We start from the raw sequence: 23522 nt of genomic DNA, 5'->3' as shown, positions 1-23522 counted from the left end.
ATGCCGTCCCACTTCGATGCCCGCCATGTCCGCCGCGCGTTCGCCCGCGCCGCCAACAGCTACGACGCCGCCGCCGCCCTGCAGCGCGAGGTGCAGGCGCGGCTGGTGGAATCGCTGGACTACCTGGAGGCACGTAAACCCGAGGTAGTGCTGGACATCGGCGCGGGTACCGGCCACGCCAGTGCGCTGATGAAGAAGCGCTGGCCGAAGGCGCAGGTGATCGCGCTGGACGTGGCGCTGCCGATGCTGGACCAGGCCAAGCGCCAGGCCGGCTGGTGGAAGCCGTTCCAGCGCCTGTGCGGCGACGCCGCCGCGCTGCCACTGGCCGACAACAGCGTGGACGTGATCTTCAGCAACCTGTGCCTGCAGTGGGTGGACGACCTGCCGGCGGTGTTCGCCGGGTTCCGTCGCGTGCTCAAGCCCGGCGGCCTGCTGCTGTGCTCCACCTTCGGCCCGGACACGCTGGTCGAACTCAACGAAGCGTTCGCGGCCGCCGATGACCGCCCGCACGTGAGCCGCTTCGCGCAGATCGCCCAGTTCGGCGATGCGCTGATGATGGCCGGTTTCCGCGACCCGGTGCTGGACCGCGACCTGTTCACCCTGACCTACGACGACCTGCCCTCGCTGATGCGGGAGCTGCGCGCGATGGGCGCGACCAATGCGCGGGTGGACCGCCGCCACACGCTGACCGGGCGTGGCCGCTTCGCCGCGGCGGCAGCGGCGTATGAACCGATGCGACGCGCCGACGGCAAGCTGCCCAGCAGCTGGGAAGTGATCTACGCCCACGCCTGGGCACCGGACCCGGGCGCACCGATCCGCGAAGGCGGGCATGACGTGGCCTCGGTGCCGGTGTCGGCCATCCCGATCCGGCGCAAGCAGACCTGATCGCCCGGTGGTGCCGGCCGCTGGCCGGCAACCTCACGTTTCCATGATGCGCGTCTGCCGGCCAGCGGCCGGCACTACCGCATGCCACACCGTGCGCGAATCGCCCGGGTAGGTGCCGACCTTGGTCGGCACCCACCCAATCCGGGCGGTGTCGGCGATCCCGATCCGGCGCAGGCAGACCTGACCGGCTGGTAGTGCCGGCCGCTGGCCGGCAACCTCACGATTCCACGATGGACATCTGCCGGCCAGCGGCCGGCACTACCGCATGCCACATCGTGCGCGAATCGCCCGGGTAGGTGCCGACCTTGGTCGGCACCCACCCAATCCGGGCGGTGTCGGCGATCCCGATCCGACGCAGGCAGACCTGATCGTCTGGTAGTGCCGGCCGCTGGCCGGCAACCTCACGATTCCACGATGGGCGTCTGCCGGCCAGCGGCCGGCACTACCGTATGCCACATCGTGCGCGAATCGCCCGGGTAGGTGCCGACCTTGGTCGGCATCCACCCAATCCGGGCGGTGTCGGCGATCCCGATCCGGCGCAGGCAGACCTGATCGCCCGGTAGTGCCGGCCGCTGGCCGGCAACCTCACGATTCCACGATGGGCATCTGCCCAGATCAGGCTTCCGCCCTCAGGTGTTGGCCGGCGAACTCAGCGGCGGCCGCACCAGGTCGCGGTGGAAGAAATAGATTTCCTGCACCAGGAAGCGCCAGCTGGTGTGGAAGCTGCGGAAGCGCGTGCTGGGCGTGGACGAGGCCAGCGCATCGATGCCCAGCGCCTTGCTCAGGCGCAGCGCGCGCGCCATGTGCAACGGGTCGCTGACGATGATCACCCGGTGCAGGTCGCGCTGGTCCATCAGCCGCTTGGCCTCGACCAGGTTCTGCACGGTGTTGCGCGAGGCGGTCTCGATCAGGATCGCATCGTCCGGCACGCCATGCTTGAGCGCATAGCGCCGCGCCACCTGCGATTCGGAAAAGCGCGCGCCGGTGCCACCGTAGCCGCCGGTGAAGATCAGCAGTGGCGCGTACTGGGCTTCATAGAGATCCAGGCCATGACGGATGCGTTCTTCGAATACCGGCGACGGCTTGGCGTCATAGGCCGCCGCACCGAGCACGATGATGGCGTCGGCCTTGGCTGCCTGGTCGCGCTCCCCCACCCAGACGATCCAGGCGGTCACGCCCAGCAGCCAGACCACCAGCAGCACGAACAGCCGCCACAGCCAGCCCAGCAGGCCGGTGCGGGGCCGGTGCCGGTCGCGGCTCAAGGCGCCCCCCAACGCAGCGCGGGCAGGTCGACATTGCCACCGGACAGCACCAGGCCCACCCGCAGGCCGGCGAACCGCTGCGGCTGTGCCAGCACCGCGGCCAGCACGGTGGCCGAGGACGGCTCGACCACCTGCTTGAGCACCTCCCACAGCAGGCGCATCGCGGCCATGGTGGCGGCGTCGTCGACCACGATCACCTCGACGCCGGCCGCGCGCAGCAGCGCGAAGTTGGGGGCGCCGATCAGGGTACGCAGGCCGTCGCAGATGGTGTCAGGGGTGAACGCGCCCTGGCGCTCGCCTGCGGCCAGCGAGCGCGCGGTGTCGTCGGCACCGGCCGGTTCGGCCAGCACCAGCCGGGTCTGGGGACTGGCGAACTGCAGGGCCCGGGCGGTACCGCTGGCCAAGCCGCCCCCTCCGACTGGGACTACCAGCACGTCGAACGGACCGTCGCTGTGCAGCAGCTCCAGGGCCGCGGTGCCCTGCCCGGCCATCACCGCCGGGTCCGCATAGGGATGGACCAGGGTCGCGCCGGTATCAGCCTGTACTTTGGCGCAGGCGGCCTCGCGGTCGGCGATGGTCGGCGGGCAGCGCCAGAGCGTGGCACCGTGGCGGGCGATGTTGGCCAGCTTGGCCGCCACCGCACCTTCGGGCACCACCACGTGGCAGGGAATGCCACGGGTGCGCGCGGCCAGGGCCAGGGCAGCGCCGTGGTTGCCGGACGAATGGGTGACCACGCCGGCACGGGCGCGATCGGCATCCAGCGACCACACCGCGTTGCAGGCCCCGCGGAACTTGAATGCGCCGCCGCGCTGCAGGTGCTCGGCCTTGAACGCCAGCTGCGCGCCGGCCAGCGCATCAAGCGTGCGCGAGCGCAGCACCGGGGTCACGCTGGCGTGCGGCGCGATCCGCGCAGCGGCAGCCAGGACATCGTCGGCACGGGGCAACAGTGAATCGCTCATGACGCAAGATTAACGTATGGCCCCACGCTGGCGACCCCGGCACAGGTCATGCCAGCATGAGGGCCTTCACCTCCATTCATCCTGGGCAGTGAAGTTAAGGGCCGATTCAACGCCTGCGCACGAAGCTGACTGCACAACCCGTCCTCTGGGGGGACCCACCATGAAAACGCGCCTGATGCTTGCCGGTGGCCTGTTGCTGGCCCTGACCGGCTGCACCACCTACGACTATGTCGGCGGTGGCCGCAGCGGCAGCTACTACCACGGTGCGCCGTCGGTGGAGTACCGCTACCCGGCCGGCTATCCCTACAACTACGGCTACCCTTACTACGGCGGCTATGGCGGCTACTACGGCGGCTATGGCAATCCGTACTACTCGCGCCCGATCTACCGCCCGCCGCACAACCACCGTCCGCCACCGCGCCCGCCCGGCAACGGTGGCGAGAACCGTCCGCCGCCGCCGCCGCGGCCGTCGTACAACGGCGGTTCGCCGTGGCGGAACATGGACTCGATGCGTCGCCCGCCGCAGTCGAACATCCAGCCGTCGGCGCCGCCACCGCCGGCCCGTCCGGCCCCGGCGCCGAGCGCGCCGAGGATGAACGGTTCCCCGTGGCGCAACATGGATCGTGGGACGCAGCGCACAGTTGAGCGCTGAACCGTCTTGCATTTCACCCGGTCCAGGTTGCACTCTACGGAACCGGTGACGGCCCGCGTCACAAAGTGACAAAAACGAGACGGGCCGCCGCAAAAATCTCTACGTCGATATCCGACAGGAACATCTGGATCCCCCCTGTTCCGGCCCTGTCGGATGTCGGCACCTCTGAAGACAGACGGCCCCGCACTGCGGGGCCGTCTGTTTTGCCGGGTCGCCAACCGGAGAGAGCCCCAGCGTCGGTAGATCCACGCCATGCGTGGTCGGGCCTTTCCCGGCAATCCCAAAAAAACAGGGCCGGACAGTCCCCCGACTGCCGGCCCTCTGCTCCCCCACCGTGCGCCTGTACCGGCCCCTGTTCCAATTCCGGTCACGGGCGCCTGCGGCGCCAGCCACGGTGGGTGCTATTGGGTTATCTGCAAAAATCCTGCCAACTTTAGGGCTGATTTCGACGCCGGCCGGCCGGCACCGACGCCGCGGCCCCGAATGGCGCTAAAATCGCCACCCCGGCGCCGCCCCGGCCGCGCCCGCCCCCAGCTGAACAGCCCCATGAACCCGTCCTTCCATCGTTACGACGTCATCGTCATCGGCGGTGGCCACGCCGGCACCGAAGCCGCGCTGGCCGCGGCCCGTACCGGCGTGCGCACCCTGCTGCTGACCCACAACATCGAAACGGTGGGCGCGATGAGCTGCAACCCGGCCATCGGAGGCATCGGCAAGGGCCACCTGGTCAAGGAAATCGACGCCCTGGGTGGTGCGATGGCGCATGCCGCCGACCGTGCCGGCATCCAGTGGCGCACCCTCAACGCCTCCAAGGGCCCGGCCGTGCGCGCCACCCGCTGCCAGGCCGACCGCAACCTGTACCGCATGGCGATCCGCGCCATCGTTGAAGGCCAGGCCAACCTGACCGTGTTCCAGGCGGCCGTCGATGACCTGGTCATCAACGGCGACGCCGTGCGCGGGGTCATCACCCAGACCGGCCTGCGCTTCGATGCCGAGGCCGTGGTGCTGACCGCCGGCACCTTCCTGGCCGGCAAGATCCATGTCGGCCCGACTCAGTACGCCGCCGGCCGCATGGGCGACCCGCCGGCCACCACGCTGGCCGCGCGCCTGCGCGAGCGCCCGTTCCAGGTGGACCGCCTGAAGACCGGCACGCCGCCGCGCATCGACGGCCGCTCGCTGGACTACAGCGTGATGGATGAGCAGCCCGGCGACTCGCCGCGCCCGGTGATGTCCTTCCTGGGTTCGGTGGACGAGCATCCGCAGCAGGTCAGCTGCTGGATCACCCACACCACCGAACAGACCCACCAGATCATCCGCGACGCGCTGCACCGCTCGCCGCTGTACAGCGGCCAGATCGAAGGCATCGGCCCGCGCTACTGCCCGTCCATCGAGGACAAGGTGGTGCGCTTCGCCGAGAAGGCCAGCCACCAGATCTTCGTCGAACCCGAAGGCCTGGGCATCGTCGAGATCTACCCCAACGGCATCTCCACCTCGCTGCCGTTCGACGTGCAGCTGGAGATGGTGCGCAGCATCCGCGGCTTCGGCAACGCGCACATCACCCGCCCCGGCTACGCGATCGAGTACGACTTCTTCGATCCACGCGGGTTGAAGGCTTCGCTGGAAACCAAGCTGGTCAACGGCCTGTTCTTCGCCGGCCAGATCAACGGCACCACCGGCTATGAAGAAGCCGCCGCGCAGGGCCTGCTGGCCGGCCTCAACGCCGCACGCCAGGTGCGTGGGCTGGACGGCTGGTGCCCGCGTCGCGACGAGGCCTACCTGGGCGTGCTGGTGGATGACCTGATCACCCACGGTACCAACGAGCCGTACCGCATGTTCACCAGCCGCGCCGAGTACCGCCTGCAGCTGCGCGAGGACAATGCCGACCAGCGCCTGACCCCGGCCGGCCGCGAGATGGGCCTGGTGGATGACCAGCGCTGGAGCGCGTTCGAGACCAAGCAGGCCGCCGTCGCCGCCGAGCGCGCGCGCCTGGGCGCGCTGTGGGCGACCCCGGCCAATGCGCTGGGCCGCGAAGTGCAGGACACGCTGGGCGTGGCGGTCAGCCGCGAAACCAACGTGCTGGACCTGATCAAGCGCCCCGAGCTGGATTACGCGCAGCTGATGCAGGTGCCGTCGCTGGGCCCGGCCGTGGCCGACGCCAAGGTGGCCGAGCAGGTGGAGATCGGCGTGAAGTACGCCGGCTACCTGGACCGCCAGCGCGAGGAGATCGAGCGCCAGCAGCGGCATGAAGCCACGCCGATCGCTGAAGCCTTCGACTACGCCACGGTGCGCGGGCTGTCGGCCGAAGCCCTGCAGAAGCTGGAACGCGTGCGTCCGCAGACCATCGGCCAGGCGCAGCGCATCCCGGGCATGACCCCGGCGGCAATCTCGCTGCTGCTGGTGCACCTGGAGCGTGCACGCCGCGGCCGCGTGGCGTAGGCAGCACCGTCCGCTTCTGGTGGGTGCCGACCTTGGTCGGCACATGAATCTGCCTTGGTGGGTGCCGACCTTGGTCGGCACATGGGTCTGCCTTGGTGGGTGCCGACCTTGGTCGGCACATGTGTCTGCCTTGGTGGGTGCCGACCTTGGTCGGCACGAATCATCAGATCGCGACACTCCATGCTTCCGTGCCGACCAAGGTCGGCACCTACCAGAGCAGGGCGCGTTACCGTGCGTCTGCGCCACCGCCCAGCACCTTGAACAGCGTCACCCGGTTTCCCGCTTCCTGCTGCTGCAGCGCGATCAGGTCCTGCTGCGCGGCAAACAGGCTGCGCTGCGCATCCAGCGCCTGCAGATAGCCGTCCAGCCCGGTGCGATAGCGCGCCTCGGCCAGCGTGTAGCTGCGCTGGCTGGCGGCGACCAGTGCCCGTTGTGCCTCCATCTGCGCGCCCAGGTGATCGCGCGTGGCCAGGGCATCGGCCACTTCACTGAAGGCCTGCTGGATCGCCTTCTCGTACTGAGCGATGCCGATGTCCTTGCCAATCTTCGAGGCATCCAGTGAGGCCTTCAACGCGCCGGCGTGGAAGATCGGCGCCGTGATGCTGGGCGCGAACGACCAGCCGCGGGTGCCGGCCGAGAACAGCGTCGACAACGCGGTGGAGCTGTGGCCGTAGTTGGCAGTCAGCGTCAGCGTCGGGAAGAACGCGGCGCGCGCGGCGCCGATATCGGCGTTGGCCGCCTGCAACGCGTGTTCGGCGGACAGCACGTCCGGACGCTGCAGCAGCACGCTCGAGGGCAGGTTGGAAGGCAACGGCGCCAGCGCCACGGTGCCGTCCAGTGCCTGCGCGCTGGGCAGCAATGCCGCGTCCAGCGGAGCACCCACCAGTAACTGCAGCGCATCACGATCCTGCGCCTGCTGGGTCTGCAGCCTGGCCAGCGCAGCGCGCGCGGCGTCCACACTGGTCTGCACCTGCGACAGGTCCAGGCCCGAGGCCAGGCCTTGTGCATGGCGGGCCTCGGTGCGCTGCAGGGTCTGCTGCTGACTGTCCAGCGTCTGCCGGGTGAACGCCAGCGACTGCTCGTCGGCCGCCAGCGCCAGCCAGGCCGTGGCCACTTCTGCCACCAGGCTGGTGCGCGCCGCACGCTGGTTCTCGGCACTGGCCAGCCAGTTCTGCAGCGCCTCGTTCTTCAGGCTGCGGATGCGCCCGAACAGGTCCAGTTCCCAGCTGCTGATGCCGACCTGCACGTTATCGGATTCGGTCACCTGGCTGACGCCGATCTCGCTGTTGGCATCACTCACCCGCGAGCGGGTGATGCTGCCGCTGGCATCCACCGACGGCAGCAGCGCCGCGCGCTGGATGCGGTACTGCGCGCGTTCCTTCTCCACCTGCAGCACCGCCACGCGCAGGTCGCGGTTGTTCTGCAGTGCCAGCGCGATGACCTGCTGCAGGCGCGGCTCCAGGAACACCTCGCGCCAGGCCGGCATCGCCAGTGCTGGCCCGGTCTCGCCGGTGGCGGCATTGGCGAACTGTGCCGGCACCGGCGCCTCGGGGCGCTGGTAGTGCGGGGCCATGCTCACGCAGCCGCCCAGCACGGTGGTCATCGTTGCGGCCGCCAGGGCGCACAGCAGCATCGGCTTCATGGGCGTGCCTCCGGGGCAGTGGCGTCGGCCGGCGCGCGGCCCGGGAACAGGCGGCGCACCAGCAGGTAGAACAACGGCACGAAGAACATGCCCAGCACCATCGAGGCGACCGTACCGCCGGCCACGCCGGTACCCAGCGAACGGCGCGCGGCCGAACCGGCGCCGGTGGCGAACACCAGCGGCAGCACACCCATCAGGAATGCCAGCGAGGTCATCACGATCGGGCGCAGCCGCAGGTAGACCGCCTGCAGGATCGCGTCGCGGGTGCTCCTGCCCTGCTGCTCGAGGATGCGCGCGAACTCGACGATCAGGATGCCGTTCTTCGCTGCCAAGCCAATCGTGGTCAGCAGGCCGACCTGGAAGTACACGTCGTTGTTGAGGCCACGCAGGTTCATCATCAGCACGGCGCCGAACACGCCCACCGGCACTGCCAGCATCACCGCGAACGGTACCGCCCAGCTTTCATACAGCGCGGCCAGGCACAGGAACACGAACAGCAGCGAGATGGCATACAGCATCGGCGCCTGGTTCCCCGACAGCTGTTCCTGGTAGGCCATGTCCGACCAGGCATGGCTGAAGCCTTCCGGCAGCGTGTCGGCCAGGCGTGCGATCTCGGCCATCGCCTCGCCGGAACTGACGCCCGGTGCCGGCTGGCCGGTGATCTCCATCGCCGAGACGCCGTTGTAGCGCTGCAGCGCGGCCGGCGCACTGGTCCAGTGCGCGCTGACCAGCGACGACAGCGGTACCATCTGCCCGGCCTGGTTGCGCACGCTCCAGCGCTCGATGTCCTGCGGCTGCATGCGGGCTTCGGCCGTGCCCTGGATGAACACCTTCTTGATGCGGCCCTTGTAGATGAAGTTGTTGACGAAGTCGCCACCCAGCGCGGCGTTCAAGGTGTCATTGATGTCCTGCGGATTCACGCCCATCGCCTGCGCCTTGGCGTCGTCCACCTTCACCGCGTACACCGGCGCGTCTTCCAGGCTGGCGTAGCGCACGTTGACCAGCTTCGGATCCTTGGCAGCCTCCTTCAGCAGCGTGTTGCGCGCGGCCACGGCGGCGGCATGGCCGGCACCGCCTTCGTCCTGCAGTTCCAGGGTGAAGCCACCGGCATCGCCGAGGCCGAGGATGGCCGGTGGCGAGGTGATGAACACCTGCGCATCGGGCACGCTGGCCATGGCCGCGGTCAAGCGCGCGGCGATGGTATCGGCATCGTCCCTGCGGTCGTCCCAATCCTTGAGCCGGATGAAGGCCTGGCCGACGTTCTGGCCACTGCCGCTGACACTGAAACCTGCGGTGGCCTGGATTGACAGTACGCTGTCGTCCTTCACCGCGGCGGCGCTCAGGCGATCCATCACGGCACGGGTCTGCTCCAGGGTGGACCCGGCGGGCAGCTTCACCAGCGCGTTGAGCATGCCCTGGTCTTCATCGGGCAGGAACGCGCCCGGCAGGTGCCACAACAACAGGCCGGTGGCCACGCTCAGCACCAGGTAGAACAGTACGCCCAGCGTGCGCCGGCCGAGGAAGCGGTCGACGCGATGGCGCAGTCGGTTGGAGGTGCGCTCGAAGCGATGGTTGAACCAGATGAAGAACTTGCCCAGCAGGCTGGGCTCGCCTGCGGGGTCGCCATGCGGATGGCCGCCCTTGGGAATCTGGTGCAGGATGCTGCCGCACAGCGCCGGGGTGATGGTCATCGCCACCAGCACCGACAGGATCATCGCAGCGGCGATCGTCACCGAGAACTGGCGATAGATCACGCCGGTGACACCGCTGAAGAACGCCATCGGCAGGAACACCGCGGTCAGCACCAGCACGATGCCGACCAGCGCGCCGGTGATCTGGCCCATCGCCTTCAGCGTGGCTGGCCTGGGTGCCAGCCCTTCGAAGGTCATCACCCGCTCCACGTTCTCCACCACCACGATGGCGTCGTCCACCAGCAGGCCGATGGCCAGCACCAGCGCGAACATGGTCAGGGTGTTGATCGAGTACCCGAACGCGGCCAACACGCCGAAGGTGCCCAGCAGCACCACCGGCACCGCGATGGTCGGGATCAACGTGGCCCGCCAGTTCTGCAGGAACAGGTACATCACCAGCACGACCAGCGCGATCGCCTCGATCAGGGTGATCACCACTTCCTTCAGCGAGATGGTCACGAACGGCGTGGTGGTGAACGCCACGTGGTAGGTGTAGCCATGCGGCCAGTACTTCTGCAGCTGCTGCAGCCGTGCCTCGACGGCCTTGGAGACGGCGATGGCGTTGGCACCGGCGTTGAGCTCGATGCCCAGCGAGGCCGACGGCTTGCCGTTGAACGTGCTGATGCTGTCATAGCTTTCCGGGCCCAGGCCGATCGTCGCCACGTCGCCCAGGTGCACCACGCTGCCATTGGCATCGGCCTTGAGCACCACCTGCGCGAACTGCTCGGGCGTGTGCAGGCGGCTGCGCGCGGTCACGGTCGCGTCCAGCTGCTGGCCCTTCAGCGCCGGCTGGCCACCGAGTTCACCGGCCGACACGTCGGTGTTCTGCGCCTGCAGTGCGGTCTCGATGTCCGACGGCATCAGCGCGTACTGGCGCATCTTTTCCGGGTCCAGCCAGATACGCATGGCGTATTCCTGGCCGATCGGCTGGATGTTGCCGACACCGCTGACGCGGCTGATCTGGTCGTCGATGCGCGCTTCCATGAAGTTGGCGACATCGAAGTTGTCCATGCTGCCGTCTTCGCTGGTGAACGACAGCACCTCGAAGATCGAACCGCTGGACTTGGTGATGGTCAGGCCGTTCTGCTGCACCGCCTGCGGCAGCGTGGCCATCGCGGCCTGCAGCTGGTTCTGCACCTGCACCTGCGCGGTGTCCGGGTTGGTGCCGGTGGCGAACACCAGGTTGACCTGCGCCGAGCCATCGGAAGCACTGGTCGAGGTCATGTACATCAGGTGGTCCAGGCTCTGCTGGGACTGCTCGATGACCTGGGTGACCGCGTTTTCCACGGTCTGCGACGAGGCGCCGGTGTAGGTGGCGCGGATGGTGATGGTGGGCGGGGCGATCTGCGGGTAGCGGTCCACCGGCAGGATCAGGATCGCGAGCAGGCCAAGCAGGCTGACCGCGATGGCGATCACCCAGGCAAAGATCGGCCGGTCGATGAAGAAACGAACCATGCGCGGCAGGCCTCAGTGCGACTTTTCGTCGGTGTTGCCGTTCGGGTCGACCGCCGGCATCGCCGCCAGCTGCGCCGTGGTGGCCGCCACCGCCTTCACCTGCTGGCCCAGCGCTACCGCACTGCCGTTGCTGACGATCACCCGCTCGCCAGCCTTCAGGCCCTGCGTGATCTGCCACTGGTTGCCCACCACCTGGCCGGTGCTGACCCGCCGCTCGACCACGCGATCCTTTGCGTCGAGCAGGCGCAGCAGCGGCTCGCCACGTTCATTGCGCAGCACCGCCTTCTGCGGCACCAGCAGGGCACGCGCATCGGTGGCCATCGGCAACACCGCCTTCAGGTACATGCCCGGCAGAAGCAGGCCCTCCGGGTTCGGAATGACCGCGCGCAGCACCACGTTGCCGGTGCCTGGATCGACTGCGCTGCCGACGAACTCCAGCGTGCCCTCATGGGCATAGGTGCTGCCGTCCTCCAGCAGCACCTTCACCTGGGCCTTGCCGTCGATGGCCTTCACCAGGCCGGCGTCGAGCTGCTTGCGCAGCGCCAGCATCTGCGTGCTGGACTGGGTCACATCCAGATAGACCGGGTCCAGCCGTTGAATGGTCGCCAGCGCCGCGTCCTGGCCGGCGGCGACCAGCGCGCCGGCGGTGACGCTGGAGGTACCGATGCGGCCGTCGATCGGTGCGGTCACCCGGGTGTAGTCGAGGTTGATGCGGGCGGCCTGCAATGCCGCGCGCGCGGCAATCACGTTGGCCTGGGCCTGCTTCAGTGCCGAGGTGGCATCGTCGGCGTCCTGCTTGCTGGCCGCGTCCATGCCCAGCAGCGTGCGGGTGCGCTCGGCCTTTGGCTGCGCCGACAGCACAGCGGCCTCGGCCTGCGCCAGCTGGCCACGCGCGGTATCGAAGGCGGCCTGGTACGGCGCCGGATCGACCTGGTACAGCAGCTGCCCGGCCTTGACCTGCTGGCCTTCGGTGAACAACCGCTGGCGGATCAGCCCACCGATCTGCGGCCGCACCTCGGACACCTCGAACGGCACCGCCCGGCCGGGCAGGGTCTGCTGCAGTGCCAGCGGTTGCGCGCGGGCGGTGATGACGCCGACTTCGGGGGTGGCCGGGGCCTCGGTCCTGCCCGCCGAGCAGGCCGCCAAGGCCAGCAGCAGGGGCAACAACAACGCACGGGGGGAGCGGAACAGCGGACGCAGGAGTGACATGGGGGGCGTGGGGGCCTTTCGTTGACCCGTGCACGCTGCCGTGAAAGTGTGCAGAGAATATGGAGATTGTGCGACCGGCTCAGCGGGCGCTTGCTTTCGGCGCCGCATGCGCCGCTAATGGCCCGGCGATGGCGAAGATTCGATTCAAATTCGGCCTGACCGCGAAGACCTTCCTCGCGATCTTCACCGCCTGCCTGCTGGTGCTGGCAGTGAACGGCATTGCCAGCCGCGTGGCGTTCCAGACCGGCTTCCTGGACTACCTCAACGACCAGGGCGACCTGCGCATGCAGCGCGTGATGCCACACCTGCAGCGCGAGTACCGCACGCACGGCGGCTGGGAGCATCTGCGCGGCGACAGTGACCGCTGGGCGCGGCTGCTGCGCCCGGACCTGGGCCATGGGCACGAGGGGCCCGTGCCGCCGCTGTCCGACCAGACCGGCGTTCCCTCGCGGCTGGGCCTGTTCGATGCGCAGCATCGGTTCGTGGCCGGCAACCCGGACGCGATCAGCGACGACGAGCCGCATCCGGTGCAGCTGGACGGGCACGCCGTCGGCTGGCTGGGCATGGTGCCGTTCCAGACCGTCATCGCCACCAACGACCTGAATTTCTACAACACCCAGGTGCGCGCATGGTGGGTGATCGGCATCTCGCTGCTGCTGGTGACCGTAGTGCTGGCCTGGCTGGTGTCGCGCGCGCTGCGCCAGCGCCTGGCCAAGCTGGCCGCCGCCACCCACCGGCTCGCCGCCGGCGACTACGCCACCCGCATCGAGCGCACCAGCGATGACGAGCTGGATGCACTGGTCAACGACTTCAACCGGATGGCGCAGGCGCTGGACGACACCGAGCGCAACCGCCGCGCCTTCATCGCCGACATCTCGCACGAACTGCGCACGCCGCTGGCGGTGGTGCGCGCCGAACTGGAGGCGATCGAGGACGGCATCCGCCCGCTGGACCGCGCCAACCTGGGTGCCCTGCAGGGCGAGATCCGCCAGCTGGGCAAGTTGATCGACGACCTGCACGACCTGTCGATGACCCAGTCCGGCGGTCTGGCCTACCGCTTCGCCCCGCTGGACCTGCTGGCGCTGCTGCGTAGCGAGCTCAATGGCATGCGCGTGCGCTTCTCCACGGCGGGGCTGGCACTGGAAGAAGCGCTGCCCGCCACACCGCTGCAGGTGTCCGGTGACGAGCGCCGCCTGCAGCAGGTGCTGGCCAACCTGCTGGACAACGCATTGCGCTATACCCATGGCGGCGGCCGCGTGCGCGTGCAGGCTGCGCGCGTGCCCGCCGGCGTGCAGCTGATCGTGGAAGACACCGCGCCGGGCGTACCGGCCGACAAGTGCGCGCTGCTGTTCGAGCGCTTCTACCGGGTGGAGAGTTCGCGCAACCGCGCCAGCGGCGGCAGCGGGCTGGGCCTGGCCATCAGCCACAACATCATCCTCGCCCACCACGGCCATATCCACGCCGAGCCCTCGCCGCTGGGCGGGCTGCGCGTGGTCGTCACCCTGCCGGAGTCCGCATGAGCCTGTCCCCCGCCGCGTCCGCGAAGATCCTGATCGTCGAGGATGAGCCACGCCTGGCCTCGGTGCTGCGTGACTACCTGGCCGCCGCCGGCATGACCAGCGAATGGGTGGACGATGGCGGCCAGGTGATCGACGCATTCGCCCGCTACCAGCCCGACCTGGTGCTGCTGGACCTGATGCTGCCGCAACGCGATGGCGTGGACCTGTGCCGCGAACTGCGCGCCGGCAGCGATGTACCGGTGATCATGGTCACCGCGCGGGTGGAAGAGATCGACCGCCTGCTGGGCCTGGACATCGGTGCCGACGACTACATCTGCAAGCCGTTCAGTCCGCGCGAGGTGGTGGCGCGGGTGGTGGCAGTGCTGCGCCGTTACCGCCCGGACCCCGCTGCACGCGCCAACAGCGGGCTGCATATCGACGAACCGGCGGCACGCGCCACCTGGAACGGCAAGGGCCTGGACCTGACGCCGGTGGAATACCGCCTGCTGCGCACCCTGCTGGCCACGCCCGGCCGGATCTGGGCGCGCGATGAGCTGCTCGACCGCCTCTACCTGGACCACCGCGTGGTGGTCGACCGCACCGTCGACAGCCATGTGCGCAACCTGCGCCGCAAGCTGGCCGACGCCGGCATGGAAGGCGAACCGATCCGTTCGGTGTACGGCATGGGCTACAGCTACGAACCCTAGCCGGTAGTGCCGGCCGCTGGCCGGCAACCGCAGAATTCCAGGTGCGCCCATTGAGGTTGCCGGCCAGCGGCCGGCACTACCCGTGCGCAACTGCGCTACAGTCGAGCACGCTCGACATCAACGGATCACGACTGCATGGACGACATCCACCCGATCGCGCCGGACAAGCGCGCCGCCATTCTTTCCAGCCTCGCCGACATCGAACAGCGACACGACGTGCGCGTTCTGCTGGCGTGCGAGTCCGGCAGTCGCGGCTGGGGCTTCTCTTCGCCGGACAGCGATTACGATGCACGCTTCATCTACGTGCATCGCCAGCCGTGGTATCTCACCGTCAACGAGAGCACCGGCCCCGGCGATGCGCAGCGGGATGTGATCGAATTGCCGATCGACGATGAGCTCGATGTCAGCGGCTGGGACCTGCGCAAGGCATTGCGCCTGGTTTCAAAATCCAATCCGACACTGATTGAATGGCTGCGCTCGCCGATCATCTACCAGCAGGATCACACCGCAGTGTCGCAGCTTTGGAAGGCAGCTGAGTCGTTCTATTCACCACTGGGCACGTGGTGGCACTACTTCAACATGGCGCGCTCGAACCATCGCGGTTACCTGCGTGGCGAAACGGTACGCACGAAGAAGTACCTGTACGTGCTGCGCCCACTGCTGGCCTGCCAGTGGATCGAGCACGAACAGACCCCCCCGCCGATGGCCTTCGAGGACCTGCTGGACCGGCTGCTGACGCACGGCCCGGTGCGTGAAGCCATCGATGCCCTGCTGGCCGTTAAACGCGCCAGTGCCGAGGTCAGTGCCGGACCACGCATCGCGGCGATCAGCGATTTCATCGATCGTGAACTGGCCATCCGGACTGCGCAGGCGCCGCAGCTGCCCGCTGGACACGGTGATGCGGCGTGGCTGGATGAGCTGTTCCGGCAGATGCTGGCCGAGCACGCGCCGATCTGAGCGGCTGCACCTGACTCGGGTAGTGCCGGCCGCTGGCCGGCAACCGCAGAATTCCAGGTGCGCCCATTGAGGTTGCCGGCCAGCGGCCGGCACTACCACGCAGGTATCATCGCGGTGAACGCCCTGATTTCTGGAGACACCGATGAACCCGCTGCGCCCCTTCCGCGACAAGATGCCCGTCCTCGGCGAGCGCGTGTACATCGATCCGGCCTGCACCCTCATCGGTGACGTGGAACTGGCCGAGGACGTATCAGTGTGGCCGGGTACGATCATCCGCGGCGACGTCAATTACGTCCGCATCGGTGCGCGCACCAATGTGCAGGACGGCACCATCATCCACGTCAGCCACCACAGCCCGTACAACAAGGCCGGCTACCCGACCCTGATCGGCGAAGGCGTGACCGTCGGCCATGGCTGCATCATCCACGCCTGCACCATCGGTGATTACAGCCTGATCGGCATGGGCGCCTGCATCCTCGATGGCGCCCGTGTGGAACGCCATGGCTTCGTCGGTGCCGGAGCGGTGGTCGGCCCGGGCAAGGTGGTCGGTGAAGGTGAGCTCTGGGTGGGCAACCCGGCCCGCCCGGCGCGCACGCTGAGCGACAAGGAGATCGAGTCGCTGCACTATTCGGCCGACCACTACGTGCGGCTGAAGGACGAATACCTGGGCTGAACGGCCAACGCCGCCATGCGGCTCTGCTAAAGTCTGGGCCCGACCAGGACCTGTCGAGACCCCCATGCCTGTGGCTGCCTGCCGGAGAGGACTCCGCCGCCCACAACGAAGGCCATCGCACTGATGGCCGCACCGATGCTCGATACCTACCGCGAGGTGGTGACGCCGGAGGGTGTGCCGCTGCAGTTGCCGGCGGCCGGACCGGTGCCCCGGGCGATGGCCTGGCTGATCGATCTGGGCGTGCGCATCGCGGTGCTGGTGCTGATGTCGATTCCGCTGGCACTGCTGGATTCGTTCGGCTCCGGGCTCGGCCTGGTGCTGATGTTCCTGGTCTACTGGGCCTACCCGATCGTCTGCGAAGCGCGGTGGGGCCGCACCCTGGGCAAGCGCGCACTGGGCCTGCGCGTGCTCGCGCGCGATGGCGCGCCGGTGGGCTGGATGGCCGCCATCACCCGCAACCTGCTGCGCACCGTGGACATGCTGCCGTTCGGCTATGCACTGGGCCTGATCAGCAGCCTGTTCGATTCCCACGGCCGCCGCCTCGGCGACCTGGTGGCCGGTACCGTGGTGGTGCATGCACCGGTGCTGTACCTGCCGCCTCCGCCCACCATCGACAGCGTGCTGGCCCCGCCGCAGCCGCTGCGACCGGAAGAACAGGCGGCGCTGATGGCCTTCGCCGAGCGCGCGCCGCGGCTGTCGGCGGCACGCCAGCAGGAACTGGCCGGCATTGCCGAGCCACTGACCGGCACCCACGGCCAGGTCGGCGTGCTGCGCCTGTATGCCATGGCCAACTGGCTGCTGGGGCGGCGATGAAGCAGGAACAGTTCGTCGCCCGCTACCAGCAGGAATGGCAGGACCTGGAACACTGGCTGCTGCTGCGCGCCGGTGCTTCGCGCCGCACGCGGCGCAAGGCCAGCGCGCTCGCGCTGGACGATACCGCCTTCCCGCAGCGCTACCGGCGCCTGTGCCAGCAGCTGGCGCTGGCCCGCGAGCGTGGCTACAGCCCGCAGCTGGTGCAGCGCCTGCAGCAGTTGATGCAGCAGGGCCACAGCGTGCTGTACCGCACGCCGCCGACGCGCTGGCGCGGTGCGCTGGAATTCCTGGTGGCCGACTTCCCGTTGCTGGTGCGCAGCCAGGCGCGCAGCATGTGGGTGGCGCTGGCGATGTTCGCGCTGCCGGCGCTGGCCTGCTTCGTGCTGGTGCAGGTCTATCCGGACCTGATCCACATGGTGATGGACAACCGCCAGATCGCCGAGATGGAGCGCATGTACGATCCGGCCGCCGAGCGCCTGGGACGCGACAGCGGCACCGACTGGATGATGTTCGGCCACTACATCCTCAACAACATCAGCATCGCCCTGCGTACCTTCGCCAGCGGCCTGCTGGCCGGCCTGGGCACGCTGCTGGTGCTGCTGTTCAACGGCGTGATCATCGGTTCGGTGGCGGGCCACCTGCAGCACATCGGCCATGGTGATCCGTTCTGGCGCTTCGTCGCAGGCCATGGTGCCTTCGAGCTGACCGCGATCGTGATCGCCGGCGGTGCCGGCCTGCAGCTGGGCATGAAACTGCTGGCACCCGGCCGGCGCAGCCGCCTGGATGCACTGGTCGAGGGCGGCCGCATCGGTGCGCGCCTGTGCCTGGGCGTGGCGTTCATGCTACTGGTGGCCGCGTTCATCGAAGCCTTCTGGTCGTCGATTGCCGACGTGCCGGCGTGGGGCAAGTTCAGCGTGGCCGGCATGCTGTGGGCCGGCGTGCTGCTGTGGCTGTGGCGCGGCGGACGCGGAGGCGGCCATGCGCATTGATCACCTGGACGTGGTGCTGCGCGCGCGCAGCGGCTGGGAAGCAATGGAGCTGGGCAGCGCCCTGTCGCGCCGCCACGCACGCGCGGTATGGGGCAGCTGGCTGCTGGCCAGTGCGCCGCTGTTCGTGGTCTTCAACGCGCTGGGCTGGTGGCTGGATGCATTCGGCTGGGCGTGGCTGGCGATGTGGTGGTGCAAGCCGCTGTTCGAACGGGCGCCGCTGTACGTGCTGTCGCGTGGCATCTTCGGCGAGCCGGTCGGTACGCTGGCGGCCCTGCGCGCGCAACGCAGCTGGGGCAATGCAGGTTTCTGGGGCTACCTGGGCTGGCGCCGTTTCAGCGTGCTGCGCAGCCTGTGCCTGCCGGTGAACCTGCTGGAGGGCAATGCGCCGGCCCAGCGCGGTGCACGCCGCCGTGCCGTGGCCGCTGGTGCGGCGGGTGCCGCCGCCGTGCTGACCGTGGCCTGCATGGCGTTTGAAGCGGTGCTGGTGTCCGGTGCGATCGGCGCGGTGTTCATGTTCATGCCGCTGGAGCTGATGTCCGAATCATGGCGTGCCGCGTGGGACATGATCGGCCAGGACACACCCGCCTGGGCGCGGGCGGGCTTCAACCTGGCGTGCTGGCTGGCCTCGGTGCTGATCGGTCCGTTCTACGTCGGCGCCGGCTTCGGCCTGTACTTGAACCGGCGCACGCAGATGGAAGCGTGGGACGTGGAGATCGCCCTGCGCCGCCTGCGCGAGCGGCTGCTGCCGGCGGCATCGACGCTGGCGCTGCTGCTGTGCCTTGCCCTGCCGCTGGCCTCCGCGCCAGTACATGCGCAGGACGCGCAGACGGCCGCAGAACAGGCGGACGATGCCGGAGAGGACGAGGACAGCGCGGAGGAACCGGCCACTGCGGCGAACGATCCGGCCAATGCACCGGCCATGATCTTCGGTGCAGCGCCAGTGGACACCGCCGGCTTCCGCCAGGCGGTGAACCGCGCCTATGAGGACCCGCTGCAGCGCCCGACCCGCCAGGTCACGCGCTGGAAGCCGATCGAGCAGGCCGAGGAAAAAAAGAAGGAAGACAAGCAGCTGCAGCGTGACACCAACAGCAAGGGTGAACGCAAAGCGCGCAAGGACGGCATCGCCTGGCTGGCACGCCTGGCCGAGTGGGGCCTGTGGGGCCTGCTGGGCGTCCTGCTGCTGGTGCTGCTGTTGACCGCACGGCTGTGGCTGCCGTGGCTGCGCGGCAGTGGCCGGCGCAAGGCCGAGGCCGCACCGCAGGTAGTGGAAGAACCGGTGGAACTGCCGGTCGTGCTGCCGCCGGACGTGGCCACCCAGGCCGGCCTGCTGTGGGACCAGGGGCGGCCGCGGCAGGCGCTGGCCCTGCTGTACCGCGCCAGCGTGCGCACGGTGGGCGAGCGCAGCGGCATCGCGCTTCCGCCCGGTGCTACCGAAGCGCAATGCCTGCGCGCGTCGCGGCGAATGCCCGATGCCACCGACCGTGACCTGTTCGCGCGCATCGTGCGCATGTGGCAGTACGCCGCCTACGGTGGCCGCCTGCCCAGCCGCGCCGATTTCGATGCATTGGCCGATACCCTGCGCCGGCAGTACAGGTGGCTGGCATGAGTCCGCGCCTGTTCTGGTCGCTGCTGCTGGGCGCGCTGGTGCTGTTCGGCGTGCCGCTGACGATCCTTTACCTGCGCACGCACGAACGCGTGACCGAGACCGTGCAGCTGCCGCCGCAGGGCGAAGCTGGCTACAACCCGCTGTACGTGCTGGGCCAGGCCCTGCGTGCCGATGGCATCGAGGTGCACTCGCGGCCGCGGCTGGACCTGCAGCAGATGGCGCTGGGCCCGCACGATACGGTGGTGCTGCTGCAGGACAGCAGCGAACTGCCGGCACCGGCGGCCAGGGCCCTGCTGGCCTGGGTTGATGGTGGTGGCCATCTGCTGGTGCGTACGCCGCCGCCCGCCGAGGACGACGCCAGCAGCACGCAGGGGCCCCTGCTGGACCAGCTGGGCGTGGACAGCCTGTATCAGCAGAGCGACTGCCAGCCATTCCACGTCATCGATGATCCCAGCCACGTCGAGTTCTGCGGTGGCCGTCGCTTCACGCTGGGCTTTGCCGCCAATGCGCGGGCCGAACGGCGCTGGGGCAACGAGCACAGCCTGGTGTTCGCACGCCTGCACCATGGCCAGGGCAAGGTGAGCGTGCTGGCCGACATGGAATTCATGCGCGGCGAGGTGGATTCGCCGGCGGCACGCCTGGCGTCGGCCGCAGGCAAGGCCAGTGATGGCCTGCACGATCTCTCGCACCGCGACCTGACCCGTTACCTGCTCGACCCGAATTACGGCAAGGGAGCGTTCTGGCTGGTCTATGCCAGCCGCCCGCCGTCACTGTGGGCGCGCCTGTTCTACCAGGGCTGGCCGCTGTGGGCGCCGCTGCTGCTGGCCCTGCTGGGCTGGTTGTGGGCCCGCTCGCAGCGCTTCGGCAGCCTGCTGCCGTCGCCGGTGCTGGAACGCCGCTCGCTGCTGGAGCACGTGCGTGCCAGTGGCGAGCTGCTGCTGCGCTTCGGCCACGGCACGCGCCTGTACGACGCCGTGTTCGCCCTGTTCCTGCATCGCCTGCGCCTGCGCGCACCGGTAGCCGCTGCACTGGACGGTGCGCCGCGCGATCAGGCCATCGCCGAGCTGCTGAAATGGCCGCAAGGCCGTGTTGCCAGCGCGCTCACGCCCCCGCCACCGCACGATTCCTCCGCCCTGCGCGAGCGCATCCGCTTGCTGCTCCAGATGAGATCCCTGCTATGACCGAAGTCCCCGAGCTGCCGGCGGCCGCCAACGCCCGCCTGATCGAACGCGTCGATGCCATCCGCACCGCCGTTGGACACGCCTTCATCGGCCAGGCCGATGTACTGGACCAGATCCTGGTGGCGCTGCTGGCCGGTGGCCACGTGCTGATCGAAGGCGTGCCCGGTCTGGGCAAGACCCTGCTGGTGCGTGCACTGGCACAGGCCCTGGAGCTGGACTACGGGCGCGTGCAGTTCACCCCCGACCTGATGCCCAGCGACGTCAGTGGCCACGCGGTGTACGACCCGAAGAGCGAGAGCTTCAAGATCCGTCGCGGCCCGGTGTTCACCAACCTGCTGCTGGCCGACGAGATCAACCGTGCCCCGGCCAAGACCCAGTCGGCCCTGCTGGAAGTGATGCAGGAAGGCCAGGTGACCATCGAAGGCAAGGCCTTCACCCTGGCGCCGCCGTTCATGGCGCTGGCCACGCAGAACCCGCTGGAACAGGAAGGCACCTACCCGTTGCCGGAAGCACAGCTGGACCGCTTCCTGCTGAAGGTGCTGATCGACTACCCGCAGCTGGAGGACGAGAGGCGCATGGTGACCGCGATCACCAGTGGCCGTGCCGCCAGCGATTTCGACCTGAGCCAGGTGCCGCGTGTATTGGGGGCCGGCGAGCTGCTGGAACTGCAGCGCGCGACCGCGGCGATCACCGTCGATGACGAAGTGATCGACTACGCGGTACGGATTGTGGCGGCCACGAGGCAGTGGCCGGGCATCGCGGTCGGCGCTGGCCCCCGCGGCAGCATCGCGCTGGTGCGTGCCTCGCGCGCGCAGGCGGTGCTGGCCGGCCGTGACTTCGTCACGCCGGACGACGTGCGCGACATTGCGCGCCCGGCGCTGCGCCACCGCATTGCACTGGCCCCGGAGCTGCAGATCGAAGGCCAGGACGCCGACGACGTGCTGGGCGCGCTGCTGGCCAAGGTGGAAGCACCGCGCCGATGAGACCGGCCCCGCTGCTGCTGGCGCTGTTGCTGGCCTGGGCTGCCCTGGGCGGCCTGGTGCTGGGCGGGTGGCTGCCGCGCTGGAGCTGGGCGCTGGCAGCCGTCGTCATCGCGCTGCCCGCCTTGTGGGATCTGTGGCGGCAGTCGCGGCGTCCGTCGCCGCAGGTACAGCGCGAGCTGCCCGAAGCGCTGGCGCTGGGCGTGCGCCGCGAGGCGGCGCTGCGCCTGCAGGCCGAGCAATCGATGACGGTGCAGGTGTTCGACCTGGTGCCCGGCGGCTGGCCGCTGGAAGCGCTGCCGCAGCGCGTGCGCCTGCAGGCCGGTACGGCGTCCACCCTGCACTACCACCTGCAGCCGCTGCAGCGTGGGCACTTCCGCTTCGAGGGGGTGCACCTGCGCATGCGTTCGCCGTGGCGCCTGTGGTGGCAGCAACGCACGCTGCCGCCGGCGCTGGAGGTGCGGGTCTATCCGAACTTCGTGCCGCTCACCCGCTTCGCATTGTTCAGTGCCGACCAGGCCTCGCGGCTGGTCGGTGCGCACGTGAAGCGCCGCCGTGGCGAAGGCACCGATTTCCACCAGATGCGCGAGTACCGCATCGGCGACAGCCTGCGCCAGCTCGACTGGAAGGCCACCGCCCGTGCGCGCAAGCTGATCTCGCGCGAATACCAGGACGAGAAGAACCAGCAGCTGCTGCTGATGCTGGACAGTGGCCGGCGCATGCTGGCCAGCGAAGGCGGGCTCTCGCACTTCGACCATGCCTTGAACGCCTCGCTGGTGGTGGCTTACCTGGCGCTGCGCCAGGGCGACGCTGCCGGCCTGTACGCTGCCGGTGGCGAACGCCGCTGGGTGGCACCGCAGCGCGGCATGGGTACGGTCGAGCACCTGCTGCGCGCCAGCTACGACCTGCAGCCACGCGCGGTGGCCACCGATTACCTGGCCGCCGCCACCGAGGTGTCGCTGCGCCAGCGCCGGCGTGCGCTGGTGATGCTGGTCAGCAACGTGCGTGATGAGGACATCGAAGACCTGCTGGCGGCAGTGCGCCTGCTGCAGCGGCGCCACCTGGTGTGCGTGGCCAGCCTGCGCGAACGCGAGCTGGACGGCGCACTGGAGGGCGAGGTGCAGACACTGGAAGACGCCACCCAGGCCGGTGCCGCCGCGCTGTACCTGCAGCAACGCGCGAAGGCGCATGAGGCCCTGCGCAGCGAAAAGGTGATGGTGCTGGACGTGACCGCCGATGCCCTGCCCGGCGCGCTGGTGGAACGCTATCTGGCGGTGAAGCGCGAAGGGCTGCTCTGATACCCGCGATCGCTCTGGTAGGTGCCAACCTTGGTTGGCACGGAATCCACAGCGCCGACCAGGGTCGGCATCTACCAAAACCGGTTGCCGGCCAGCGGCCGGCGCTACCCCCTGCAACAACCGCCGCATCGCCTTGGTAGGTGCCAACCTTGGTTGGCACGAAATCCACAGCGCCGACCAAGGTCGGCATCTACCAAAACCGGTTACCGGCCAGCGGCCGGCACTACCCCCTGCAACAACCGCCGCATCGCCCTGGTAGGTGCCAACCTTGGTTGGCCCGCCCACAGCGCCGACCAAGGTCGGCATCTACCAACGGCGGTTACCGGCCAGCGGCCGGCACTACCCCTGCGGCAACCGATGCATCGCCCTGGTAGGTGCCAACCTTGGTTAACACGAACCCACAGCGCCGACCATGGTCGGCATCTACCAAACACAGTCACCGGCCAGCGGCCGGCACTACCCCCTGCAACAACCGATGCATCGCCCTGGTAGGTGCCAACCTTGGTTGGCACGAAATCCACAGCGCCGACCAGGGTCGGCATCTACCGAAACCGGTTGCCGGCCAGCGGCCGGCACTACCTCTGCAACAACCGATGCATCGCCCTGGTAGGTGCCAACCTTGGTTGGC

At 68.9% G+C, this 23522-nt stretch carries 18 protein-coding genes; 13 read left to right on the top strand and 5 right to left on the bottom strand.

The genetic code is table 11. The features are described from left to right. Positions 1-885 (top strand): malonyl-ACP O-methyltransferase BioC, encoded by an 885-nt coding sequence (gene bioC, locus AC5P98_RS06615; RefSeq protein ID WP_014648766.1) that lies wholly within the window; start codon positions 1-3, stop codon positions 883-885. A 629-nt stretch (positions 886-1514) separates the two neighbouring features. On the opposite strand, the gene AC5P98_RS06610 is transcribed toward bioC, so the two are convergent. Further along, positions 1515-2159, bottom strand: coding sequence for a YdcF family protein (locus tag AC5P98_RS06610; RefSeq protein ID WP_049403949.1), 645 nt, complete (start codon positions 2157-2159; stop codon positions 1515-1517). Further along, complete coding sequence (locus tag AC5P98_RS06605; RefSeq protein ID WP_014648768.1) at positions 2144-3106, bottom strand: pyridoxal-phosphate dependent enzyme; 963 nt, start codon at positions 3104-3106, stop codon at positions 2144-2146. Before AC5P98_RS06605 ends, AC5P98_RS06610 begins: the two co-directional genes overlap by 16 nt. Before the next feature lie 160 nt (positions 3107-3266). On the opposite strand from AC5P98_RS06605, the gene AC5P98_RS06600 reads away from it, so the two are divergent. Both AC5P98_RS06600 and mnmG read left to right on the top strand, forming a co-directional pair. Then, complete coding sequence (locus AC5P98_RS06600; protein ID WP_049403950.1) at positions 3267-3758, top strand: hypothetical protein; 492 nt, start codon at positions 3267-3269, stop codon at positions 3756-3758. A gap of 546 nt (positions 3759-4304) precedes the next feature. After that, on the top strand, positions 4305-6194 hold the full coding sequence (mnmG, locus tag AC5P98_RS06595; RefSeq protein WP_100450757.1) for a tRNA uridine-5-carboxymethylaminomethyl(34) synthesis enzyme MnmG: 1890 nt from the start codon (positions 4305-4307) through the stop codon (positions 6192-6194). Positions 6195-6420: 226 nt separating this feature from the next. On the opposite strand, the gene smeC is transcribed toward mnmG, so the two are convergent. Genes smeC through smeA form a run of 3 tightly spaced genes read right to left on the bottom strand, consistent with a single transcriptional unit; the run spans position 6421 to position 12191 of the window. Further along, positions 6421-7836 carry a multidrug efflux transporter outer membrane subunit SmeC gene (gene smeC, locus AC5P98_RS06590; RefSeq protein ID WP_049403953.1) on the bottom strand — a complete coding sequence of 472 codons (1416 nt, stop codon included), beginning with the start codon at positions 7834-7836 and terminating at the stop codon, positions 6421-6423. Further along, entirely contained in the window at positions 7833-10982 is a 3150-nt protein-coding gene (smeB, locus tag AC5P98_RS06585; RefSeq protein WP_495229917.1) for a multidrug efflux RND transporter permease subunit SmeB, read from the bottom strand. The genes smeC and smeB overlap by 4 nt, the downstream gene beginning before the upstream one ends. A 12-nt stretch (positions 10983-10994) precedes the next feature. Then, positions 10995-12191 carry a multidrug efflux RND transporter periplasmic adaptor subunit SmeA gene (gene smeA, locus AC5P98_RS06580; protein ID WP_049403957.1) on the bottom strand — a complete coding sequence of 399 codons (1197 nt, stop codon included), beginning with the start codon at positions 12189-12191 and terminating at the stop codon, positions 10995-10997. A 128-nt stretch (positions 12192-12319) separates the two neighbouring features. On the opposite strand from smeA, the gene baeS reads away from it, so the two are divergent. From baeS to AC5P98_RS06530, 10 genes are all read left to right on the top strand, one after another. Further along, a complete protein-coding gene (gene baeS, locus AC5P98_RS06575) occupies positions 12320-13711 on the top strand; it encodes a sensor histidine kinase efflux regulator BaeS (RefSeq protein WP_049403959.1) in 1392 nt (463 codons plus the stop codon). Continuing rightward, a complete protein-coding gene (locus AC5P98_RS06570; protein WP_014648775.1) occupies positions 13708-14397 on the top strand; it encodes a response regulator in 690 nt (229 codons plus the stop codon). The genes baeS and AC5P98_RS06570 overlap by 4 nt, the downstream gene beginning before the upstream one ends. A 135-nt stretch (positions 14398-14532) precedes the next feature. Beyond that, positions 14533-15354 carry a nucleotidyltransferase domain-containing protein gene (locus tag AC5P98_RS06565; RefSeq protein WP_049407460.1) on the top strand — a complete coding sequence of 274 codons (822 nt, stop codon included), beginning with the start codon at positions 14533-14535 and terminating at the stop codon, positions 15352-15354. Between the two features lie 142 nt (positions 15355-15496). After that, a complete protein-coding gene (locus AC5P98_RS06560) occupies positions 15497-16027 on the top strand; it encodes a gamma carbonic anhydrase family protein (protein ID WP_014038860.1) in 531 nt (176 codons plus the stop codon). Between the two features lie 123 nt (positions 16028-16150). Continuing rightward, a complete protein-coding gene (locus AC5P98_RS06555; RefSeq protein WP_049404933.1) occupies positions 16151-16840 on the top strand; it encodes an RDD family protein in 690 nt (229 codons plus the stop codon). Then, positions 16837-17829 carry a stage II sporulation protein M gene (locus AC5P98_RS06550; RefSeq protein WP_014648779.1) on the top strand — a complete coding sequence of 331 codons (993 nt, stop codon included), beginning with the start codon at positions 16837-16839 and terminating at the stop codon, positions 17827-17829. The genes AC5P98_RS06555 and AC5P98_RS06550 overlap by 4 nt, the downstream gene beginning before the upstream one ends. Then, a complete protein-coding gene (locus AC5P98_RS06545; RefSeq protein WP_049404932.1) occupies positions 17819-19435 on the top strand; it encodes a DUF4129 domain-containing protein in 1617 nt (538 codons plus the stop codon). The genes AC5P98_RS06550 and AC5P98_RS06545 overlap by 11 nt, the downstream gene beginning before the upstream one ends. Beyond that, positions 19432-20616 (top strand): DUF4350 domain-containing protein, encoded by a 1185-nt coding sequence (locus AC5P98_RS06540; RefSeq protein ID WP_032957038.1) that lies wholly within the window; start codon positions 19432-19434, stop codon positions 20614-20616. Before AC5P98_RS06545 ends, AC5P98_RS06540 begins: the two co-directional genes overlap by 4 nt. Beyond that, positions 20613-21599, top strand: a complete 987-nt coding sequence (locus AC5P98_RS06535; protein ID WP_099475633.1) for an AAA family ATPase — start codon at positions 20613-20615, stop codon at positions 21597-21599. The genes AC5P98_RS06540 and AC5P98_RS06535 overlap by 4 nt, the downstream gene beginning before the upstream one ends. After that, entirely contained in the window at positions 21596-22894 is a 1299-nt protein-coding gene (locus tag AC5P98_RS06530) for a DUF58 domain-containing protein (RefSeq protein WP_014648783.1), read from the top strand. Before AC5P98_RS06535 ends, AC5P98_RS06530 begins: the two co-directional genes overlap by 4 nt. Positions 22895-23522: the final 628 nt, after the last annotated feature.

The organism is Stenotrophomonas sp. YJH_SMC_135, from assembly GCF_059372355.1.
The sequence above is the reverse complement of the archived record's forward strand: the minus strand, read 5'-3'. Positions and strand labels throughout refer to the sequence as shown.